Origin of the sequence: Chryseobacterium sp. KCF3-3, assembly GCF_045865955.1 — a bacterium.
In the GTDB taxonomy this organism is placed as follows: domain Bacteria; phylum Bacteroidota; class Bacteroidia; order Flavobacteriales; family Weeksellaceae; genus Chryseobacterium.
In genome coordinates, this window is the sequence record NZ_AP035792.1 from 3,577,682 (window position 1) to 3,597,048 (window position 19,367).

The 19,367-nt window shown below is 36.2% G+C and carries 22 protein-coding genes and 1 riboswitch; of the genes, 12 read left to right on the plus strand and 10 right to left on the minus strand.

Annotated features, from left to right (window positions below; all coding sequences use genetic code 11):
- The first annotated feature begins 72 nt into the window (after positions 1-72).
- From ubiE to ACKTTZ_RS16120, 7 genes are all read left to right on the plus strand, one after another.
- Entirely contained in the window at positions 73-735 is a 663-nt protein-coding gene (gene ubiE / locus ACKTTZ_RS16090; protein WP_129036908.1) for a bifunctional demethylmenaquinone methyltransferase/2-methoxy-6-polyprenyl-1,4-benzoquinol methylase UbiE, read from the plus strand.
- Positions 736-738: 3 nt separating this feature from the next.
- Positions 739-1,521, plus strand: coding sequence for a porin family protein (locus ACKTTZ_RS16095; protein ID WP_034695972.1), 783 nt, complete (start codon positions 739-741; stop codon positions 1,519-1,521).
- Positions 1,514-1,963 carry a hypothetical protein gene (locus ACKTTZ_RS16100; protein ID WP_253317034.1) on the plus strand — a complete coding sequence of 150 codons (450 nt, stop codon included), beginning with the start codon at positions 1,514-1,516 and terminating at the stop codon, positions 1,961-1,963. Before ACKTTZ_RS16095 ends, ACKTTZ_RS16100 begins: the two co-directional genes overlap by 8 nt.
- Complete coding sequence (locus tag ACKTTZ_RS16105) at positions 1,963-2,250, plus strand: cell division protein ZapA (RefSeq protein ID WP_034695967.1); 288 nt, start codon at positions 1,963-1,965, stop codon at positions 2,248-2,250. Before ACKTTZ_RS16100 ends, ACKTTZ_RS16105 begins: the two co-directional genes overlap by 1 nt.
- A gap of 233 nt (positions 2,251-2,483) precedes the next feature.
- Positions 2,484-4,049: a ribonuclease Y gene (gene rny / locus ACKTTZ_RS16110; RefSeq protein ID WP_034695966.1), complete on the plus strand. Its 1,566-nt coding sequence runs from the start codon at positions 2,484-2,486 to the stop codon at positions 4,047-4,049.
- Positions 4,050-4,122: 73 nt separating this feature from the next.
- Positions 4,123-5,364: an MFS transporter gene (locus ACKTTZ_RS16115; RefSeq protein ID WP_034695965.1), complete on the plus strand. Its 1,242-nt coding sequence runs from the start codon at positions 4,123-4,125 to the stop codon at positions 5,362-5,364.
- Between the two features lie 178 nt (positions 5,365-5,542).
- Entirely contained in the window at positions 5,543-5,722 is a 180-nt protein-coding gene (locus tag ACKTTZ_RS16120) for a hypothetical protein (RefSeq protein ID WP_034695964.1), read from the plus strand.
- 81 nt (positions 5,723-5,803) lie between these two features.
- On the opposite strand, the gene ACKTTZ_RS16125 is transcribed toward ACKTTZ_RS16120, so the two are convergent.
- The 5 genes from ACKTTZ_RS16125 to ACKTTZ_RS16145 form a co-directional block, all read right to left on the minus strand.
- Positions 5,804-6,739, minus strand: a complete 936-nt coding sequence (locus ACKTTZ_RS16125; RefSeq protein WP_407846020.1) for a YeiH family protein — start codon at positions 6,737-6,739, stop codon at positions 5,804-5,806.
- Between the two features lie 105 nt (positions 6,740-6,844).
- Positions 6,845-7,720: a LysR family transcriptional regulator gene (locus tag ACKTTZ_RS16130; protein WP_034695961.1), complete on the minus strand. Its 876-nt coding sequence runs from the start codon at positions 7,718-7,720 to the stop codon at positions 6,845-6,847.
- Positions 7,721-8,080: 360 nt separating this feature from the next.
- Positions 8,081-9,388 (minus strand): voltage-gated chloride channel family protein, encoded by a 1,308-nt coding sequence (locus tag ACKTTZ_RS16135; protein ID WP_407846021.1) that lies wholly within the window; start codon positions 9,386-9,388, stop codon positions 8,081-8,083.
- A 31-nt stretch (positions 9,389-9,419) separates the two neighbouring features.
- Positions 9,420-9,487, minus strand: a riboswitch (Fluoride riboswitch).
- 162 nt (positions 9,488-9,649) lie between these two features.
- Positions 9,650-10,489: a GLPGLI family protein gene (locus tag ACKTTZ_RS16140; RefSeq protein WP_253317031.1), complete on the minus strand. Its 840-nt coding sequence runs from the start codon at positions 10,487-10,489 to the stop codon at positions 9,650-9,652.
- Between the two features lie 100 nt (positions 10,490-10,589).
- A complete protein-coding gene (locus ACKTTZ_RS16145; RefSeq protein WP_034695960.1) occupies positions 10,590-11,057 on the minus strand; it encodes an acyl-CoA thioesterase in 468 nt (155 codons plus the stop codon).
- Positions 11,058-11,178: 121 nt separating this feature from the next.
- Here ACKTTZ_RS16145 and ACKTTZ_RS16150 point away from each other — a divergent pair, with 121 nt between their 5' ends.
- Complete coding sequence (locus ACKTTZ_RS16150; protein ID WP_034695958.1) at positions 11,179-11,535, plus strand: arsenate reductase family protein; 357 nt, start codon at positions 11,179-11,181, stop codon at positions 11,533-11,535.
- A 146-nt stretch (positions 11,536-11,681) separates the two neighbouring features.
- The gene (locus ACKTTZ_RS16155; protein ID WP_156106447.1) at positions 11,682-11,870 is read left to right on the plus strand and encodes a hypothetical protein; all 189 of its coding nucleotides are present in this window, start codon (positions 11,682-11,684) and stop codon (positions 11,868-11,870) included.
- A gap of 61 nt (positions 11,871-11,931) precedes the next feature.
- Here the strand turns inward: ACKTTZ_RS16155 and gcvT are convergent, their stop codons facing one another.
- The 3 genes from gcvT to idi are packed head-to-tail and all read right to left on the minus strand — an operon-like array spanning position 11,932 to position 14,000.
- Positions 11,932-13,008: a glycine cleavage system aminomethyltransferase GcvT gene (gcvT, locus tag ACKTTZ_RS16160; protein ID WP_034695952.1), complete on the minus strand. Its 1,077-nt coding sequence runs from the start codon at positions 13,006-13,008 to the stop codon at positions 11,932-11,934.
- A gap of 9 nt (positions 13,009-13,017) precedes the next feature.
- Positions 13,018-13,491 carry a hypothetical protein gene (locus ACKTTZ_RS16165; protein WP_034695950.1) on the minus strand — a complete coding sequence of 158 codons (474 nt, stop codon included), beginning with the start codon at positions 13,489-13,491 and terminating at the stop codon, positions 13,018-13,020.
- Positions 13,491-14,000, minus strand: a complete 510-nt coding sequence (idi, locus tag ACKTTZ_RS16170; protein WP_407846022.1) for an isopentenyl-diphosphate Delta-isomerase — start codon at positions 13,998-14,000, stop codon at positions 13,491-13,493. The genes ACKTTZ_RS16165 and idi overlap by 1 nt, the downstream gene beginning before the upstream one ends.
- 329 nt (positions 14,001-14,329) lie before the next feature.
- Here idi and ACKTTZ_RS16175 point away from each other — a divergent pair, with 329 nt between their 5' ends.
- Complete coding sequence (locus ACKTTZ_RS16175) at positions 14,330-14,740, plus strand: phosphoheptose isomerase (protein WP_002980498.1); 411 nt, start codon at positions 14,330-14,332, stop codon at positions 14,738-14,740.
- Positions 14,741-14,826: 86 nt separating this feature from the next.
- A complete protein-coding gene (locus tag ACKTTZ_RS16180; RefSeq protein ID WP_253317029.1) occupies positions 14,827-15,786 on the plus strand; it encodes a D-2-hydroxyacid dehydrogenase in 960 nt (319 codons plus the stop codon).
- A gap of 453 nt (positions 15,787-16,239) precedes the next feature.
- Here ACKTTZ_RS16180 and mscL read toward each other — a convergent pair whose 3' ends face one another.
- A complete protein-coding gene (gene mscL / locus ACKTTZ_RS16185) occupies positions 16,240-16,617 on the minus strand; it encodes a large conductance mechanosensitive channel protein MscL (protein ID WP_034695945.1) in 378 nt (125 codons plus the stop codon).
- Positions 16,618-16,863: 246 nt separating this feature from the next.
- Between mscL and ACKTTZ_RS16190 the strand changes: the two genes are divergently transcribed.
- Positions 16,864-18,381: an NAD(P)H-hydrate dehydratase gene (locus ACKTTZ_RS16190; protein WP_407846023.1), complete on the plus strand. Its 1,518-nt coding sequence runs from the start codon at positions 16,864-16,866 to the stop codon at positions 18,379-18,381.
- Positions 18,382-18,495: 114 nt separating this feature from the next.
- Here ACKTTZ_RS16190 and lgt read toward each other — a convergent pair whose 3' ends face one another.
- Positions 18,496-19,284 carry a prolipoprotein diacylglyceryl transferase gene (gene lgt, locus ACKTTZ_RS16195; RefSeq protein WP_253317532.1) on the minus strand — a complete coding sequence of 263 codons (789 nt, stop codon included), beginning with the start codon at positions 19,282-19,284 and terminating at the stop codon, positions 18,496-18,498.
- Positions 19,285-19,367: the final 83 nt, after the last annotated feature.

Below are 19,367 nucleotides of genomic sequence, written 5' to 3' on the forward strand. Positions count from 1 at the left end.
GTTTTGACAAAAGATATCACCAAAGTTACTCCCTACAATTCAGAGGCTACAAAAAAGAGCCAGGTAGAGGATATGTTCGACAACATTGCACCGAAGTACGACCTTCTGAACCGTGTTTTATCCATGAAAATTGACATTTTGTGGAGAAATAAACTGGTAAAATGGATGAAAAATGATAATCCGCAGGAAGTGCTGGATGTGGCTACAGGAACGGGAGATCTGGCAATTACGATTGAAAAAGGAACCGGTTCTAAAGTAGTTGGATTAGATTTATCACAACAAATGCTGAATGTTGGCGTTATTAAAATAAAAAAACTTAAATTAGACGGCAAAATTTCCATGCAAAAAGGAGATGCAGAAAATTTACCTTTCGAGGACAATAGATTTGATGCTGTTTCCGTTGCATTTGGAGTAAGGAATTTTGAAAACCTTACCAAAGGTTTGGCAGAGTTAAGAAGAGTAGTTAAAGATAACAAAAGTGTTTATATACTGGAGTTTTCAAAGGTTGAGGGTTTCATGGGACCATTTTATATGTTTTATTTCAAAAATATATTACCTGCCATCGGCAGATTGGTTTCTAAGGATAATAGGGCGTATACATACCTTCCGGATTCTGTAAATGCTTTTCCTTTCGGGGAGAAGATGAAGCAAATTCTTTTAGATACGGGATTTAAGAAAGTTGAATATAAAAAATTAAGTTTAGGTATAGCCACAATTTATAAAGCAACAAAGTAACCTATGAATAAATTTCTATTAAAAGCACTGGTTTTAACCTCAGTAAATGTTGCCGTTTTTGCAAACGCGCAATTCAGAACCCGAAACAGAATGGACAAGTTGGAAGATTTCGACGAACAGAAATTCAGTTGGGGGTTTTATTTGAACGGGAACAGACTGGATTACCGCATTGTTTTGCATCCGAAATATGGGATGAATGATAATGAAAACCTTGTTACCTCTAAGGAAAGTTATAGTTTCGGTGCCGGGCTTATTGCAAAATGGAGACTGAATGACTATCTTGATGTAAGAGTAGAACCAGGGTTACAGTTTGCACAAAGACAGTTGACTTTTAATACTCAATCCAATGACATTTATGCGGGTGGATCTTTAACCAATCCTCCTTTTATGCCATTCCCTTTACAGGAAAAGGATAAAGTAAGAGAAATTAAATCTACTTTGATTGATATTCCGGTACTTCTGGAACTTCACGGTCAAAGATGGTACAATTCAAGGCCTTACGTTGCTGCAGGGGTGAACTATGTTGTAAACCTTCAGTCTAACTCAAGTTCCACGGATGACAACATGCAGGGAATCTACAGATCTACAACGCACAACTTTGCATGGTCTGCAGAAATGGGAATTCAGTTTTATTTCAACAAGTTTAAACTGACTCCTGCTGTAAGAGGAACATTCTTCATGAACAATGAAAAAGTGGCAGATAACGCTACTACACCTCCTTACTGGTCATCTGCGATCTCTACATTGCAGACTAGAGCGGTAATGTTCGTTCTGAAATTTGAATAAAAAATATTGTATTAAAAAATACAGAGGAGGTGCACTAGCGCCTCCTTTTTTATTGTTATATCAAAATATAGAGTGTTTTATTTTTGTTAGTGTTATTATTTTTTTATTTTTGCTTTTAGTTAGAATATACAAACCTGAAATGCTTCAAGATTTAGAAAACAATTTTTCAGAATTAGAGAGAAAGATTTCGACTCTGCAAAAGAACTATAAAAATCTTACGGAAAATTTAAAAGAATTAAATTTTGAGCATGAAGAGTTGAAGAAGAAATATGATGAGGAAAGAAGAAAAAATCAGGTATTAGCAGAAGAACAAAAAAATATAAAACTTTATTCAGCAATATCAGGAAATCCTGAACACAATAGATTAATGAAAAACCATATCAACAGATTGGTGAAAGAAATTGATTTCTGTATTGCTCAGCTTCAAAACAGTGGATTATAATGGAGGTAAGGAGAATAACCGTCAACATTGCAGGAAGAGTGTATCCGCTGAACGTACCGGCAGCAGAGGAAGAAACTTTGCGTAAAGTAGGGAAGCAGATCGAGAATATGATTAAAGATTTTGAACAGAATTTCGATGTAAGAGATAAACAGGATGCTTTGGCTATGTGTGCCCTTAAACTGGGAACCAATGCAGAAGTAGTTTCTCTTAACTACGAGAAAAATATTAATTCAACCAACGAAAGATTAACGCAGATTAATCAATCGTTGAATGAAATCGGGAAATAGATTTTTTTTCCTGAAAAGTACTGCCTACAATAATTCTAACACATTAAAGGTAAACTCAACGCTAAACAATTACCGAACAAATGTCCATTGAATGGCGTGCCGGACTTCCGGATTACAGACAGTGGAAATCAGTTCAAATCGTGTTGATTAGGAGTTTACTCTCAATCTCTGGATTATTGTAGGCTTTTTTTATTGAACAAGGATATGAATACAATTAAAACTCAATATAAATTATGATAGAAGTTATAGTCGGTGTTGTTTGTTTAGTAATCGGAGCTGTCGTGGGAATGTTTTTTTCCAGAAGTTCTCTGAATACTAAAGCAAAATTCATCATAGATGATGCAAAGAAAAATGCCGAAAACCTTATAGAAAAAGCTAACGTTCAGGCTGAATCCATAAAGAAAGAAAAGAATCTTCAGGCTAAAGAAAAATTTCTGGAATTGAAATCACAGCATGATGCAGATATTCAATCCCGCGAAAAGAAAATGCAGGAAGTTGAAAAGAGAACGAAAGACAAAGAACATAAGCTGAATGACGAGCTTAGCAAGACTGGAAAACTTGAAAAAGATTTAGACAAGCAGATTGCAGATTATGCTAAGAAAAATGAAATTCTTGAAAAGAAACAACAGGAATTAGATACAGCTACTGCCAAGAAAGTAGAAGTACTTGAGAAAATCTCTAATTATACAGCAGATGAAGCTAAGGCAGAATTGGTAGAAACCATGAGAGCTGAAGCTAAAACAAGAGCACAGGCACATGTTCAGAGCATCATGGAAGAAGCTCAGATGAATGCTAAAAATGAAGCGAGAAAAATCGTTATCCAAACGATCCAGAGAATCGGAACAGAGCAGGCTATCGAAAATTCAGTATCAGTTTTCAACATTGAATCTGATGAAGTAAAAGGTAGAATCATCGGTAGAGAAGGTAGAAATATCCGTGCTTTAGAAGCCGTAACAGGAGTAGAAATTATTGTTGATGATACTCCGGAAGCTATTCTTCTTTCATGTTTTGATCCTGTAAGAAGAGAAATTGCAAGACTATCCCTTCACAGATTGGTAACCGATGGTAGAATTCACCCGGCAAGAATCGAAGAAGTTGTAGAAAAAACAAGAAAACAGATCGAGGAGGAAATCATCGAAGTGGGTAAGAGAACCATCATTGATTTAGGAATCCACGGATTACACCCGGAATTGATCAAAATCGTAGGTAGAATGAAGTACCGTTCTTCTTACGGACAAAACTTACTACAGCACTCAAGAGAAGTAGCTAACATCGCTGCAACTATGGCTGCTGAGTTAGGATTAAACGTAAAATTAGCTAAAAGAGCAGGTCTTTTACACGATATCGGTAAAGTTCCTGAGCAGGAATCAGAATTACCACACGCCCTTTTAGGAATGCAGTGGGCTGAGAAATATGGTGAAAATCCTGAAGTAGTAAATGCTATTGGAGCTCACCACGACGAAATTGAAATGAAGTCATTATTATCTCCGATCATTCAGGTTGCCGATGCGATCTCTGGAGCTAGACCGGGAGCAAGAAGACAGGTATTGGAATCTTATATTCAGAGATTAAAAGACCTTGAATCTGCAGCATTAAGCTTCGATGGAGTATCAAGTGCTTACGCAATCCAGGCAGGTAGAGAACTGAGAGTAATGGTAGAGAGTGGAAAAGTAAATGACGAAGTAGCGTCTCAGCTTTCTTACGACATCTCTGAGAAAATCCAGAATGAACTGACTTATCCGGGACAAGTAAAAGTAACAGTAATCAGAGAAACGAGAGCTGTGAATATTGCCAGATAATAATCAGAAAAAGATATTTGATAAAAACCTTTCAAGAAATTGAAAGGTTTTTTATTTTTATCAAAACTTAAAAATGCAAGAACTGTCCCTGTCTTCAAAACTGAAGTACATTTTCTCTATTCCCGTTATTATTTCTGCCTTAGGCTATTTTGTAGATATCTATGACCTTCTTTTATTCGGTATCGTTAGAATTCCAAGTTTAAAAGCTTTAGGGCTTAATCCGGATGCAGACGGAACCTTTATACTGAACTGCCAGATGGTAGGACTTCTCATCGGAGGAGTATTCTGGGGTATTTTCGGAGACAAAAAGGGAAGGCTTTCTGTACTGTTTGGATCTATTCTGGTCTATTCATTAGCCAATATCGCCTGTGGTTTTCTTCCTTATTTTCCCAAAGAGCATTTGGTGTACCAATATGCAGGTTTAAGGTTCATTGCAGGTATTGGGCTTGCCGGAGAGCTTGGAGCGGGAATTACACTGGTTTCTGAGAGTCTGCCGAAGAATTTAAGAGCAATCGGAACCTCAGTGGTTGCTGGTTTTGGATTAATGGGTGCTGTAGTGGCTCAACTTACTGTAGAGCTGTCTGGAGGATGGAATATTTCTTACATTATTGGTGGAATCATGGGAATTATGTTATTGATACTGAGAATAAGCGTATCGGAATCCGGAATTTATAAGAATCTTGAGCATAAAAATATCTCAAAAGGAAACTTTCTCTCCTTTTTTACCAATAAAGACAGATTGATAAGATATTTAAAATGCATTGCCGTAGGGTTACCTACATGGTATTGTATAGGGATTCTGGCTGTTTTAGCCAATCAGTTTGCCCCTGAATTAGGAATTACAGAGATCAACCCCGGAAAAGCAATTATGTGGGCTTATGTGGGGATTTCTGTCGGTGATCTGCTGAGCGGTTTTATTTCCCATGCTTTAAAATCCCGTAAAATGGCCATCTTTTATATGCTGATCTTTACCCTGATCGGGGTGGCAATCATGTTATTTGGTAATACGAATACAGAAACAAAATATTATCTGTTTTGTGTATGGCTTGGTTTCGGAACAGGATACTGGGCAATGTTTGTGACACTGGCCGCAGAGCAGTTCGGAACGAATATCAGAAATACCGCCACCACAACCGTTCCTAATATGGTAAGAGGATTGGTACCGGTGATGATATTCGCTTTTGATTCTCTTAAAGGACATTTTCCTGTTGTGGAAAGTGCTGCTATAGTTGGAGTCGTGGTATTTGGGCTTGCATTTTATTCTTCACTTACCATTTCTGAAACTCACGACAGAGATCTTGAATTTACAGAATAATTTAACTTGTTTAATAAATAAAATACTGATAATCCTTATTTTGAATGTAATAATGAAGTTATAATCAATAAATTATTAAATTTTATTCTGGTTTTTGTTGCGAGTGTTTAATATTTGTTTAACTTTGGAATGTAACTAAAACTAAATTATCTAATTAAAACTAAATCTCACGAACATTATGAAAAACGCTAAAAAACTGAGAAAACAAGACTTGAAAAATATTACAGGAGGAATAAGCGGTAATCCGGATTTATCTCTTTGCGGATGCAGCTGCTCAGGATCTGTAACAGGACCTTGGTATTGTGTACAGTATATCGGTTGCCCGCAGGTATATACTTGTGGTGAAGCCGCAATCTAAAGAAAATTATTTCAATTAGAAATAAACATTTCCACATTTAATATGCAGAACCCTTTTGACTTCAAAAGGGTTCTGCTCTTTTTAATGGATGATGTAAAGAAGACTACCGATGCTTATCGCTACCCATAGGATAATTGCCATAACCAAAGGTTTTAATCCGATTGATTTCAGCGTTTGAATAGAAAGGGTAGAACCAATCAAAAATAAAGTCAGATTCAGACCGGATTTTGCAAGAACAGTAATTGAAGTGCTGAAACGGTCAAGAAACGGGAAATAAGTATTCAATAGGATCGCCACAATGAAATATCCAATAAACCATGGAATCTTTATTTTGGAATCTTTACTTTTAAAAATAAACATGGTAATCAGTGAAACAGGAATAATCCATAAAGCACGAGCCAATTTCACAGTAGTTGCTATTTTCAAGGCTTCATCTCCATATTTGCTGGCAGCACCTACTACAGAACTCGTATCATGAATTCCCACTGCACACCAAAGTCCAAACTGTTCCTGTGACAGATTCAGAAGATGTCCTATGGCAGGATAAACAAACAGCGCAATAGAATTTAGGGTAAAAACAATAGCCAGCGCAAGAGAAATCTGTTTCGTACTGGGTTTAATAATAGGAGATACGGCTGCAATGGCACTCCCGCCACAAATAGCCGTTCCTGCGGAAAGAAGATAAGATAAAGGTCTTTCCAGTTTAAATAATTTTCCCAGAAAATATCCTAATACCATTACAGTAACAATACTTACAACGGTCAGCATCAGTCCTGTTTTTCCTGCGTGAAGTGCTTCATCCAGCTTCAGCCCGAATCCCAGACCTACAATTGAAATCTGCAGCAACAAATGAATATATTGATGAAGGTGTTTTTCAAATGGGTTTCCGATAAAAACAACTAGAAAAAAACCTAGAGCCAGAGCGATTGGAGAAGATATAAGCGGTGTAAGGCATAATACAGCCAAAACAATAAAAAATACTTTCCGTGTCATTTCATTTTGAATGAAATCTTTCATAATGCGAACTTTTAAAATCTGCATCAAAATTCCGGAAAATACTATTATAAAGTAAATCGTATTTTGTTATATTGGATAACTAAAGGTTATATCTTTGCTTGTTGCTTATTCTGCAAATCTCAGAAAAAGCCTGATCAGTTCAGATTGTTCACCTTTAGGCAGGATAAAATGAAAATCTCTTTCAATACTGAAATTTTTAATATCAATCACGGTCAGTATATTGTTTTTCAGTTCATTCAAAATCGTACTGATGGAAAGAAATGCCATACATTCCGAATGAAGAAGATAATTTTTGATACTCTCACTGCTTCCCAGCTGCATGACAGTATTCAGATCGTTCATATTGATTTCTTTTTCTTTAAGCCTGTTTTGTATAAACTCAAGAGTTCCAGAACCTTGTTCTCTGAAGATCAGATCAAGTTGATACAGATCTTTTAAGTTTAATGTTTTATGAGCAAGAGGGTGATCTGACTTTGCAGCCAGAACAATTTCATCCGGCTTAAATGTTTTATACTCGAAATAAGAAGACTGTGATTCTCCTTCAATGATGCCCAGGTCAATCTTTTCTTCCTTCAAAAGGGTTGTGATGGTTTCTGTATTTCCTGTAAGAAGTTCAATCTTAATATCTTTATAATATGAATTGAATTTGGCCAAAATCTCCGGTAAAATATACTGTGCAACAGTTGTACTCGCCCCGATAATCAGTTTTCCCTTATGCTGCTGATTGATCTGGCTGATCTCAAATTCCATATCACGGTAGATATTTCTGATCTTTTCTGCATGCTCAAACAGAATCTTTCCGCTTTGGGTTAATTGAATAGAAGTTCCTTTACGGTCAAATAGCTTAGCACTTATCTGAGTTTCAATTTCTTTAATATGTTTAGTAACAGCCGGCTGGGAAATATGTAGCTCTTCTGAAGCCTTCGTAAAGCTTAATCGGGTAGCTACCGTATGGAAAACTTTTAATCTGTAATCGAACATGGGGTAAAATTACGAATTATAGTTGGAAATGGAGTGAGGGAGTTGGTGAGTTTGAGAGTGGGAGGGTTTGAGGGTGATGAGATGCGAGTTGCGAGTTTCGGGGTTTTTTGAGTCTGAGAACTTGAGAGATTCGGGATTCGAGGTTTGTGGTTTTGAGTTTGAGTGATTTTTGGTTATGCGATTGTATATTTTGGGTTTCAAGATTTTATAAGAGAACAACTAAGAACCAATAAAAACCAGCATCACACAACAAAATAAACCTAATGTAAATCTCATAACCACGAATCTCGTACCTTTTAACTAGCAACCCGAATCCCGAATCTCGCACCCCGAATCTCGCACCTCGAAACCCGTAACCCCTTATAAAAAATCCGAAATAGATTTGTCCTGCTGATTTTCATACCTTCTGTTTTTTGCTTCTCCGATTTTCTGTTTGGAATAAATGCTGTTGTGACCGGAAAGAAGATAAGATACAACACAGGCAATAGCCACATACACACCACATTCCGCTCCAAATAATTCAATTCCCATCAACATACAGGCTAAGGGAGTATTGGTAGCTCCGGCAAATACGGCTACAAAACCCATTCCCGCCAATAATCCGAAGGGTAATGGGATGAAAAGTGATAAAGCACTTCCTAATGTAGCTCCGATAAAGAATAAAGGGGTGACTTCTCCACCTTTGAATCCAGCGGAAAGCGTAACAATGGTAAAAATCATTTTTAATGCAAAATCATATAATGGAAGCTGCTTTTCAAAAGATTCTACAATCACAGGAACTCCCAATCCGATATAGCGGGTTGTTCCCATTGCAAAAACAGCAAGTGCTATAATGATTCCTCCTACAACAGGACGAAGCGGAGGATATTTGATTTTTGATTTGAAAAGAGAGCCCATCCAATGGATGATTTTACTGAAAGCAGCCGCACAGATTCCAAAGACAATACCCGCCAGAATACTGTAGAGAATGGGTAAAAACTCCAGTTTGGGAATAAAATCAATATGATAATGAGTATGTTTTACATTCCAGAGATTGGTTGCCCAGTCTGCCAGAATTGCAGAAGCGAATGCCGGAAAAATGGCATTGTAACGAATTCTTCCGATCAGAAAAACTTCAAGACCAAAAACTGCTCCTGCAAGTGGAGTTCCGAAAACAGAGCCAAATCCAGCAGCAATCGCTGAAATAACCAATATTTTTCTGTCGTTTCTGTCGAGCTTAAAAGGTTTTGTAAGCTGATCAGCGATAGCTCCCGCCATTTGAAGTGCTGTTCCTTCACGGCCTGCAGAGCCTCCGAAAAAATGGGTTACAATCGTTCCGAGATAAACAAAAGGTGCCATTTTAAAAGGAATGATTCCCTTAGGCTCATGAATAGTATCAATTAACAGATTGTTTCCTGCTTCTACATCTTTCCCGAAGTAATAATAAAGAAGTCCTATCAGGAATCCCGCTACAGGAAGCAATGCAATCAGCCAGAGATGGTTTTCTCTGAAGTTTGTTGCCCATTCCAGAGATTGAAGAAATCCTGCTGAAGCGGTTCCTACTAAAGTTCCAATAATGATACTGATACACAGCCATTTTAAAATATAGGGTAGAGCCGGAAATTTTCTGAAGAAAAAATGAGTAAGAAAAATTGCTTTTTTAGCTGGTGTTCTTTGACTTTTTGACATGATAATCCTGATTAGTTATTTGTTAATAATCTTTTAATCAGGCGTCATCAGCTTTTGTAAAGCGGTTGGGTAAGGAAGAACACCATTTCCTTTTGATACTGCAAATATAAGAATTATGATAAAAAGATAAAAGATAAAAGATAAAAGATATTACCATTAAGTATCCGGATGTCAACATCAATAGAGGTGGGCTTTAGCCCACCTAAATAAATTTTTAACTTTCCTCAGGCTTTAGCCTAAACTTAAAAATAAACCATCGTTTTAATATATTGGATAATGCATTGCTTTATCAATCTCAAGCGGATTGTTGTATTTTCTTATGACTTCCTGCATACTTTTGGTTTGGGTATTCAATTCATCTACATTCCGGATTTCTTTTCCATTGATATTAATTTTAAGATCATTATTGGATTTGCTGAAATTGTTTCTCTCGAAAGCAAAAGGATCGTTGTAAAATTCCATGATCAGTTTATATTTTTGCTTTTCATTGATAGAAATGGCTTTGTTTCCGAAATTGGATTCAATAAAGTTATCTGTCGGATAGACTTCCGGCAGTTCCTGACTTTTAATAAGATGATAAATGAAGTTCTTTTTGGTATCAGAAAGCTCAAAAATTAAACCTGGCAATCCTCGGAGTTTAAATGGTCCTTCATTAAAAGGAATATCTTTACAGAACCAGGCGATCCAGTTTCTTCCTCCAAATCGGGTAGTGGCTTTTTGTAATGTATAATTTTCTACCTTTTTGGTTTCATCAGAGATTATCCAGTTTATTTTATCTGTAGTTTTAAAGGAGTAATATCCATTTTTAATATTAATGAAATTCTCATTATCAAAAGAATTGATTTTTCTTTTCACTACCTGTCCGGACATATCCGTATGACTGGTATTCATCCCGAATTTCTTGTTTAAAGAATCCGTTGTAATGAGATTTCTTCCGTAGAATTTTACCTCTTTGGGAGTAATATCCAGTATCATATTCAGCTTTTCATAAGAGGTTTCGGTAGAATCCATCTTATATTGCAGTTCATACATAAACCGATGCGTCTGAGCCGGACACAAAGCTATCATAAGCAATGCCGTTAAGGTGAAAATACTTTTCATATCATGTGATTGGTCGTCTTTTTGTCATTGATTTCTCAAAAACGTTAAACCCTGAACCTTAAACTTTGAACCTCGTACTCTTGCATCTCGAAACCCGCTCTTACAAAAACGGTTTCATTTCATTCTCAATCTGCGTTCTCAACTCCATCAGGCGCTTAGCGTAAATTTCCTGCTGCTTTTCTTCTTCTGTTTCGGGGATCCATTTCGGTACAGGAAGTTTCTTTCCGTTTTCGTCTACCGCCACAAAAACAATAATACAGTGGGTTTTTTTCTCAAAATTCGGCTGTTTCAGGTTTCGGGAAAAGACATTGATGGCAATATGCATACTGGATGTTCCGGTATAGATCACCTGTGCATCTACTTTTACCACTTCACCGATTTTAATTGGATCGTAAAAACGGATTCCACCTACATACACCGTGACGGAATAATTACCACTCCAGGTTGTCGCACATGCATAACCCGCCTGGTCAATCCATTTCATAACACTTCCTCCATGTACATTTCCTCCGTAATTAACATCTGAAGGCTCCGAAATAAACTGAAAAGTAATAGGCTTGTTCTGCATCTTTATAAAATTTGAATAAAGTTATTTAATAATTTCCAAAGTTTTAGATTAAATCCTACTTTTGAAAGACGAAACTTTCAATGAAAGAGAATTTTAACCCATAACAGATTTAGAAACCGTAATGAAGAAAGTATTTTATCTCAACACATGTGATACCTGCAGAAAAATTTTAGCCCAATTCGATCTTACAGACTGGGAGCTTCGCGAAATCAAAAAAGAGCCGATTACGAAAGAAGAATTGGTGGAAATGCATAAAAAAACAAAATCATACGAAGCATTATTCAGCAAAAAATCTACTCAGATCAAACTGAGAGGGCTGGATGTGAAATCTTTGACCGAAAAAGATTTTAAAGAATTATTGCTGGATCACTACACCTTCCTGAAAAGACCTGTATTTATTACTGATAAGGAGATTTTCGTTGGAAATGATAAGAAAAATGTTGAAGAACTGCAGAAGTTCTTTGGGGTACATGAATAAATAAAACTTTAACGAGTTAATTTATCCGGCTTAATGATTTCTATTGTTAAGCCGGTTGTTTTTATTTGGGAGTGTGTTTTATGTTGTTGATTTTTAATGTTTTGTTGTGATTTATGACTATATTTATGATCACCAAAAATTACATCATGAAAACAAACTTTTCAAAAACAAAGAATCTTAACAGATCAGCCTTAAAGGAAATTAATGGTGGAGGGAAAAACCTTCCGGTTAACTGTAATACATTATGTTTTCCTGCAGGCGGAGTGCTTTCCAATACTCCCGGGGTAGGTGATGCCTGTTCTCCCGACAGGAAAATCTGCTGTATCTGTTATTAGACAAAAAAGAGGCTGTGAACACATCACAGCCTCTCTTATTTAAGTATATCTTCAGAACAGATTATACAAAAGGAGCTTTTACCACTTTTGCAGGAATGTTCTTGTTTCTTACCTGAATAAAGATCTCAGATCCTAATTTGAAATGTGGTTTGTCTACATAAGCAAGACCTAAACCTACTTTCTTCATTGGAGACTGTGTTCCAGAAGTTACTTTTCCAATCACATTTCCTTCAGCATCTACTACAGGATAGTCATGTCTTGGAACTCCTTTGTCTGTCAATTCGAAACCTACCAATTTTCTTCCAACTCCTTCTTCTTTCTGTTTTGCAAAAACATCTTTAGAAACGAAGTCTTTATCAAATTTAGTGATCCATCCTAAACCAGCTTCAATTGGAGATGTAGTATCGTCGATATCATTTCCGTAAAGGCAGAATCCTTTTTCTAATCTTAAAGTATCTCTGGCAGCCAGTCCACAAGCAATGATTCCTTCTTCTTTACCTGCTTCCATTACAGCATCCCAAAGTTTTTCAGCACTTGCATTATTGAAATAAATCTCAAAACCTCCGCTTCCTGTGTAACCAGTGTTTGAAATGATCACATCATTTTCTCCTGCAACACTTCCTACGGTAAAATGATAGTAAGGAATTTCTGAAAGGTTTACTTCCGTAAGTTTCTGAAGAATTTCAGTAGCTTTTGGCCCCTGAACTGCCAATAATGACATCTCATCAGAAGCATTGGTCATTTTAGCTCCGAAAGTATTGTATTTTGAAATATGATTCCAGTCTTTATCAATATTGGAGGCATTTACTACTACAAAATATTTGTCATCTTCCATTTTGTAAACGATAAGGTCGTCTACAATTCCTCCGTTTTCGTTGGGAAGACAAGAATACTGAGCTTTTCCGTTTTCAAGTGCATCTACATTATTAGTAGTTACATACTGCAAAAGATCTTTTGAGCCTGGTCCTTCGATGAAAAACTGTCCCATGTGGGAAACATCAAATAATCCTGCTTTTTCTCTTACGGCAAAGTGCTCTTCTGTAACCCCTGAATATTGAACAGGCATTTCAAAACCTGCGAAAGGTACGATCTTAGCTCCCAAAGAAACATGTTTGTCGTACAAGGCTGTTTTCTTCATATTTAATTTTTATTTCTTTATTTTAAAACTGTTAAAAGTCTCATTGAATAGGGTCATATAGTTTCCGTTCCAGAACTTCTGGCCACAGTTGATGGAAACTAAATATAAGTTTTTATCTTTTTGAAAAGCCTTGGTAATCCAGAACAGCTTCTCTTTTTCATCAAAATGTTCATACAGATATTCTGTATATCCTTTTTGGCTCTTTTTTGCTTTTACTTTTTTCTCTTCATCCTGGGATTGATAAAGGGCCAGGATGAATTTTTTCACTTCTTCTTTTGGAAGAGAAAGATCATGATATTCCGAGATGGTAATAGCACCGATCTGGCTGGTAGGGAAAATATTGATGATCTCACTGTCGTTGGTGGATTTCCAACCTTCAGGAACATTGATAGAGTAGTTCGGAGTGTCAAATACACCTGCCTTTTGGGCAAAAAAAAGACTTCCTGTCAGAAAAGCAGAAAAAAGCAATATTTTTTTCATCATTAAAAGTGGTGTTTATATTCTTCGAGGATGATTTTGAACCATTCCGTAAAGTTTTCAGGCTGTTCGGAAATTTCTTTATCCAGATCTTCCATAGAAATGAATCTTACTTCTTCCACTTCCTCTTTATTTAAATTGAAATCAGTTTCATGATTTCCTACAAATACATGATCCAGCTCGTGTTCCCAAAGGCCACCTCCTACATCTGCTTTGTAAATAAAATTGAATTTTTCTGAAAGCTCTGCCTCAATTCCCAGTTCTTCCTTCAGTCTGCGTACTGCTCCTTCTAGATAAGTTTCCCCTTCTCGTGGGTGTGAGCATACAGCATTGGTCCATTGATTGGGAGAATGGTATTTTCCTGACGCTCTTTTCTGCAATAGCATTTCCCCATTACTGTTGAAAAGAAATACAGAAAAAGCACGGTGTAACAGGCCATTGATGTGAGCCTGCTGTTTCTCCATCAGCCCTAAAACTTCATCTTCAGGATTTACTAAAACGACAAATTCTTCCATTCCTACAAATGTAAGAGTAATTAATGTATTTTGGAAATTTTTAGATAAACATCATGCTTTTTGTAATCATGATACAAGATGACGAAGAAGCCGGCAATGCAAACAGGTAAATTTGTTAATTGCTTAATTGATTTTCTTTTACGTTTTCACTTTATTATTTAAAAAACAAAATACGAAACGAAAATTTTTAACTTTTTCGGGTGAAATGATGAATAAAATATTGATATTATTCTTTAAATAATAGTTTTTGTAGTAAAATATTAACATAAACTAAGATTAATATACCTGATAGTTGTAAAAACGCTAACTTTGTTACTTAATATTTAGTAATGGAATTAGAATACATTGAACACATTAGTCCTATTCTAAAGGATGGAATAAAAAATTACTTAATAGATATCGACGGAACCATTACGGATGACGTTCCCAATGAAGAGCCGGAAAGAATGGTTACCTGCGAACCATATCCTGATGCACTGGAAACGATCAACAGATGGTATGACGAAGGACATCAGATCTGCTTTTTTACTTCAAGAACCGAAAATCTAAAACAAATCACGATCGACTGGCTGGATAAGCATGGCTTCAAATACCACAGTGTGCTTTGCGGAAAACCAAGAGGAGGAAATTATCACTGGATAGACAACCACCTGGTAAGAGCTACAAGATATAAAGGAAGATTTACGGATTTGGTTGAAAAGCAAGTGACCATTGAAGTATTCAAAGAAGACGGCGAATAAAAATATAATTCAAAGATTTAAAGATTAAATGTGAACCTGTTCCGTTAATTTTTAAATCTTTCATTTTTTAATATACTTGATATTTTATGAAAGTTTTAGCAAACGACGGCCTGGATCAATCTGGAATAGATGCATTGACAGAAAAAGGCTTTGAAGTGATTACTACAAAAGTTCCTCAGGAGTTTTTAGTAGATTATATTAATGAGCACAAAATCCGTACTTTATTGGTAAGAAGTGCTACACAGGTAAGAAAAGATATTATTGACGGATGTCCGTCCATCGATATTATTGGTAGAGGTGGAGTAGGTATGGATAATATTGATGTAGATTACGCAAGAGAAAAAGGTATCCATGTGATCAATACGCCTTCTGCATCTTCAGAATCTGTGGCTGAACTTGTTTTTGCCCATTTATTTTCCGGGGCAAGATTTCTTCAGGATTCCAACAGAAAAATGCCTTTGGTAGGTGATACTGAATTTGGAGGTCTTAAAAAAGCCTATGCTGCAGGGATTGAATTAAGAGGAAAAACCATTGGTATTGTAGGAATGGGAAGAATCGGGCAGGAAGTAGCAAGAATCGCTTTAGGACTTGGAATGAGAGTAGTAGCGGCTGATAATAATGTTGGAAAAGCAAGTATCAAAGTGAAGTTTTACAACAATCAGTTCATCAACGTAGATATCGAAACTGAACCACTTCAGGAAGTGCTAAAACATTCAGACTTCATTACTTTACACGTTCCGGCGCAGAAAGACGGTTATATGATCGGTGAGAATGAATTTGAAATGATGAAAGAAGGAGTGGCTATTGTGAACTGCTCAAGAGGAGGAGTTATTGATGAAACAGCTTTGATTCAGGCTTTGGATTCAGGTAAAGTAAGATTTGCCGGATTAGATGTTTTCATTAATGAGCCAACACCTTCTAAAGAAATCCTTACTCATTCTAAAATCTCTCTTACTCCTCACACAGGAGCGTCTACTCTGGAAGCACAGGATAGAATCGGTCTTTCCCTGGCAGAGCAGATTTCAAGTATCTTACAGATTCAATAATCTGAAAACGATATAATATAGCAAAAGAGGTTGTCCAAAAAGTTTGGGCAGCCTCAATTTTTTGTTGATAGAATTTTGAAGAGTTTGAGAGTCATATAAATGTCTTGAATCAACCTTAGGTCTGACATTTTAAATAAAAAAACATTCTTATTCGATAAAATTTAAATAGAATCAAAAGGTCGCTCCTCCGGAGCTTTATTTTATTGGGATTTCATTTTTCTACTAACAGTAGATCCCGACGGGATCAAATTTAGCTCCTATGGGAGCTGACTGTTAATAGAACGTATTTGTTTTAAAATTAGAGCTCCGGAGGAGCGACCTGTTAATTCATAGCATAAATATTAATATTTTCAATGTATTTATACTTTTTATCGGACAGTAACGGGTCGCATAAAAAAAGACTGCCCTTTTTGGACAGCCTCTCTTTTTTATTTTAAAAACTGTGGTTACAGATTAGATATTTTTGCTTTTCAATAAATCTCTGATCTCAGTCAGTAATTTCTGATCTTCTGTAGGACCTGCAGGAGCCGGAGCCTCTTTCTTGTTCACTTTGTTAGCCAGTTTAATGATCCAGAAAAGAACCATCGCAATACAAAGGAAACTGATTACCGCTGAAAGGAAGTTCCCATAGGCAACACCATTCCATGTAAGTTTTGCAATGTTTTCTGCACCGGCTGCTTTCAATGCAGGGTTTAAGATCAGAGGCGTGATGACATCTTCTACCAAAGACGAAACAATTTTACCAAAAGCTGCTCCAATGATCACACCGACAGCTAAATCGAGAACATTGCCTTTAAAAGCAAACTCTTTAAATTCTTTTACAAATCCCATAATTTATATTTTTTTTAATTAGTATATACACAAAAATATAATTTAAAAATGTAAAAAACACTACGTTTTATAGTTTTTTATTCCCAAAATATTGAATTTTATGCTGATTTCCTATTATCTGTTTTAATGAATATTTCATCATTATATCAATACATTATTTCATTAATGATGACTTTTTATTTTTGTTAATGACGTGATATCATAATGAAAAATCTTTTGTAATTTGCTTAAAAGTTTAATTTACCTATGAAAGTTTTTACTGCAGAACAGATACGAAACTGGGATCAGTTCACGATTTCTCAAGAGCCGGTTTCCTCCATTCAATTGATGGAAAGAGCTTCAATGGCTGTAGCACATTGGATTTCGGAGCATTGTAAAAACCATAAAAAACTAGCCATATTTTGTGGTAACGGAAATAATGGAGGAGACGGATTAGCGGTTGCAAGATTACTTTACCTGAAAGGGTTTGATGTGGATGTATTTGTGAATGATTCTAAAAGGAAATTTTCAGAAGATGCTTCTGTCAACCTGAAAAGACTCCGCGATTTATCCGGAATTTCAGTAAGGAAACTTGATACTAAAGAACAATATAATTTTGATGATAAAACAATCATTATTGACACTCTTTTCGGAACAGGATTATCCAGACCGTTGGAAGGAGAATATAAAATGCTTGTTGAGCAATTGAATACCAAAAAGAATATTAAAATATCCATCGATATCCCTTCCGGATTACCTGCGGATGGAATGTTTGATAATAATTCTGTTATTCTGAATGCTGATTATACGCTGACTTTTCAATGCTGGAAGCGAACTTTCCTTCATCCTGAAACAGGAAAATATACAGGAAAAGTAGTGTTGCTGGATATTGATTTAAGTAAAATATATGCAGATGCTACTGATTCTGATTATTATGTGATTGATGATTCGCTGGCAGCCTCTGTATTCATTCCGAGACAGGAATTTTCTCATAAAGGCAGTTATGGTAAGGTAGTTATTATAGGAGGTAGCTACGGGAAAATAGGCGCAGCAGTACTCGTAACAAAATCAGCCTTAAAAACTGGAGCAGGACTGACTTTTACTCTAGCTCCGGAATGTGGATATGATATTTTGCAAACCTCATGTCCCGAAGCCATGTTCATTAAAGGAGGAGATACGTTTATACTCAATTTTGAGATTGACAATGACTTTACTTGTGGTGTAGGACCTGGATTGGGAACTCATTCAGGAACTGAGAAAAGTTTTCTGAATTTTCTGAAAGACTATTCAAAACCATTGATTCTGGATGCAGATGCACTGAATATCATTTCAAAAGATCCGGAAAACCTGAAATTAATCCCTGAAAAATCAATCATCACCCCTCATCCGAAAGAATTTGAAAGACTTTTCGGAAGTACGGAAGATTCTTTCAAAAGGCTTGAACTGGCAAAGAAAAAGGCAAAAGATCTGAATATTTATATTATTCTGAAAGATCATCATACCCAGGTTATCACTCCACAAGGGAAGGTTTTTTATAATATAACGGGTAATTCAGGATTGGCAAAGGGTGGAAGCGGAGATATTCTTACCGGAATCCTTACTTCGCTTCTGGCCCAGAAATATTCTGAAGAAGAGACTTGTATTCTTGGTGTATGGTTACATGGCAGAGCTGCCGATATAGCTTCAGAGAAACATTCAAAAGAATCTATGCTGCCTACGGATGTCATTGATGCATTTGGGACTGTTTTTGAGGAACTGAACAGGAAGGAAGAGAGGAATCTGTAATAAGGTGAATAAACAAGATAGTCAATGATTTTAAGATAATAAAAAAAGGCAAATCTGTATGTATACAAATTTGCCTTTTATATTTTATTGCTGAATAAAACGGTTAGTCTTCAATTATTCCGGCTTTCCGTTTTCTTCTTCTGTAATTTTAAATTTCTTAGAAACAATCATGATCACAACCCCTGCAATCATAAAAGGAATGGAAAGAACCTGACCCGTATTCAGACCACCAATCTGGATGAATTCATCTCCTTGTGGCTCTTTAAGGAATTCAACAAAGAATCTGATCGCCCAAAGAATGATGAAAAACAGACCGAATAACCATCCTTGCTGATATTTTTTATCTGTCTTTCTGTACAATATCCATAATAGAATGAACAGCAGAACATATCCTACGGCTTCAAATAACTGGCTTGGATAACGTGGTACAGTAAGGCCATACTCACTGCTTTGTTGTGGGAAAAGCAAAGCAAACGGAGAATTCGGGTCCGCTGGTTTACCAACGATTTCAGAATTGAAGAAGTTCCCCATTCTTACAAATGCTCCTCCTAAAGCAACCACAATACCCAATCTGTCATATACCCAGAATGGATTTTTTCTGATGATTTTAAATGAATAATAAAGCGTAGTGAAAATCAGGGCAATCGTAGCTCCGTGGCTCGCTAGTCCCGAAAATCCAGTAAATTTAAAACCGTTTTTTGTGCTTATCGGTAGGAATACGCTCCAGAAATCTTCTTTGAATAACTCCGGCTGATAAAAGATAACGTGTCCTAATCTTGCTCCCAGAATTGTCCCGATCAGTGTCCATGTAAACAGAGGCTCCAGGTATTTTTGGTTGACATTGTCAATCTTAAAGATTCTGGTCATTAAAATATATCCGAAACCAAAGGCAAATACAAACATCAAACTGTAAAAGTGAAGTGTAAATGACCCAATGTGAATACCTTTTGAAGGATCCCAGATTTTAAATGAAGTTTTAAGTTCTA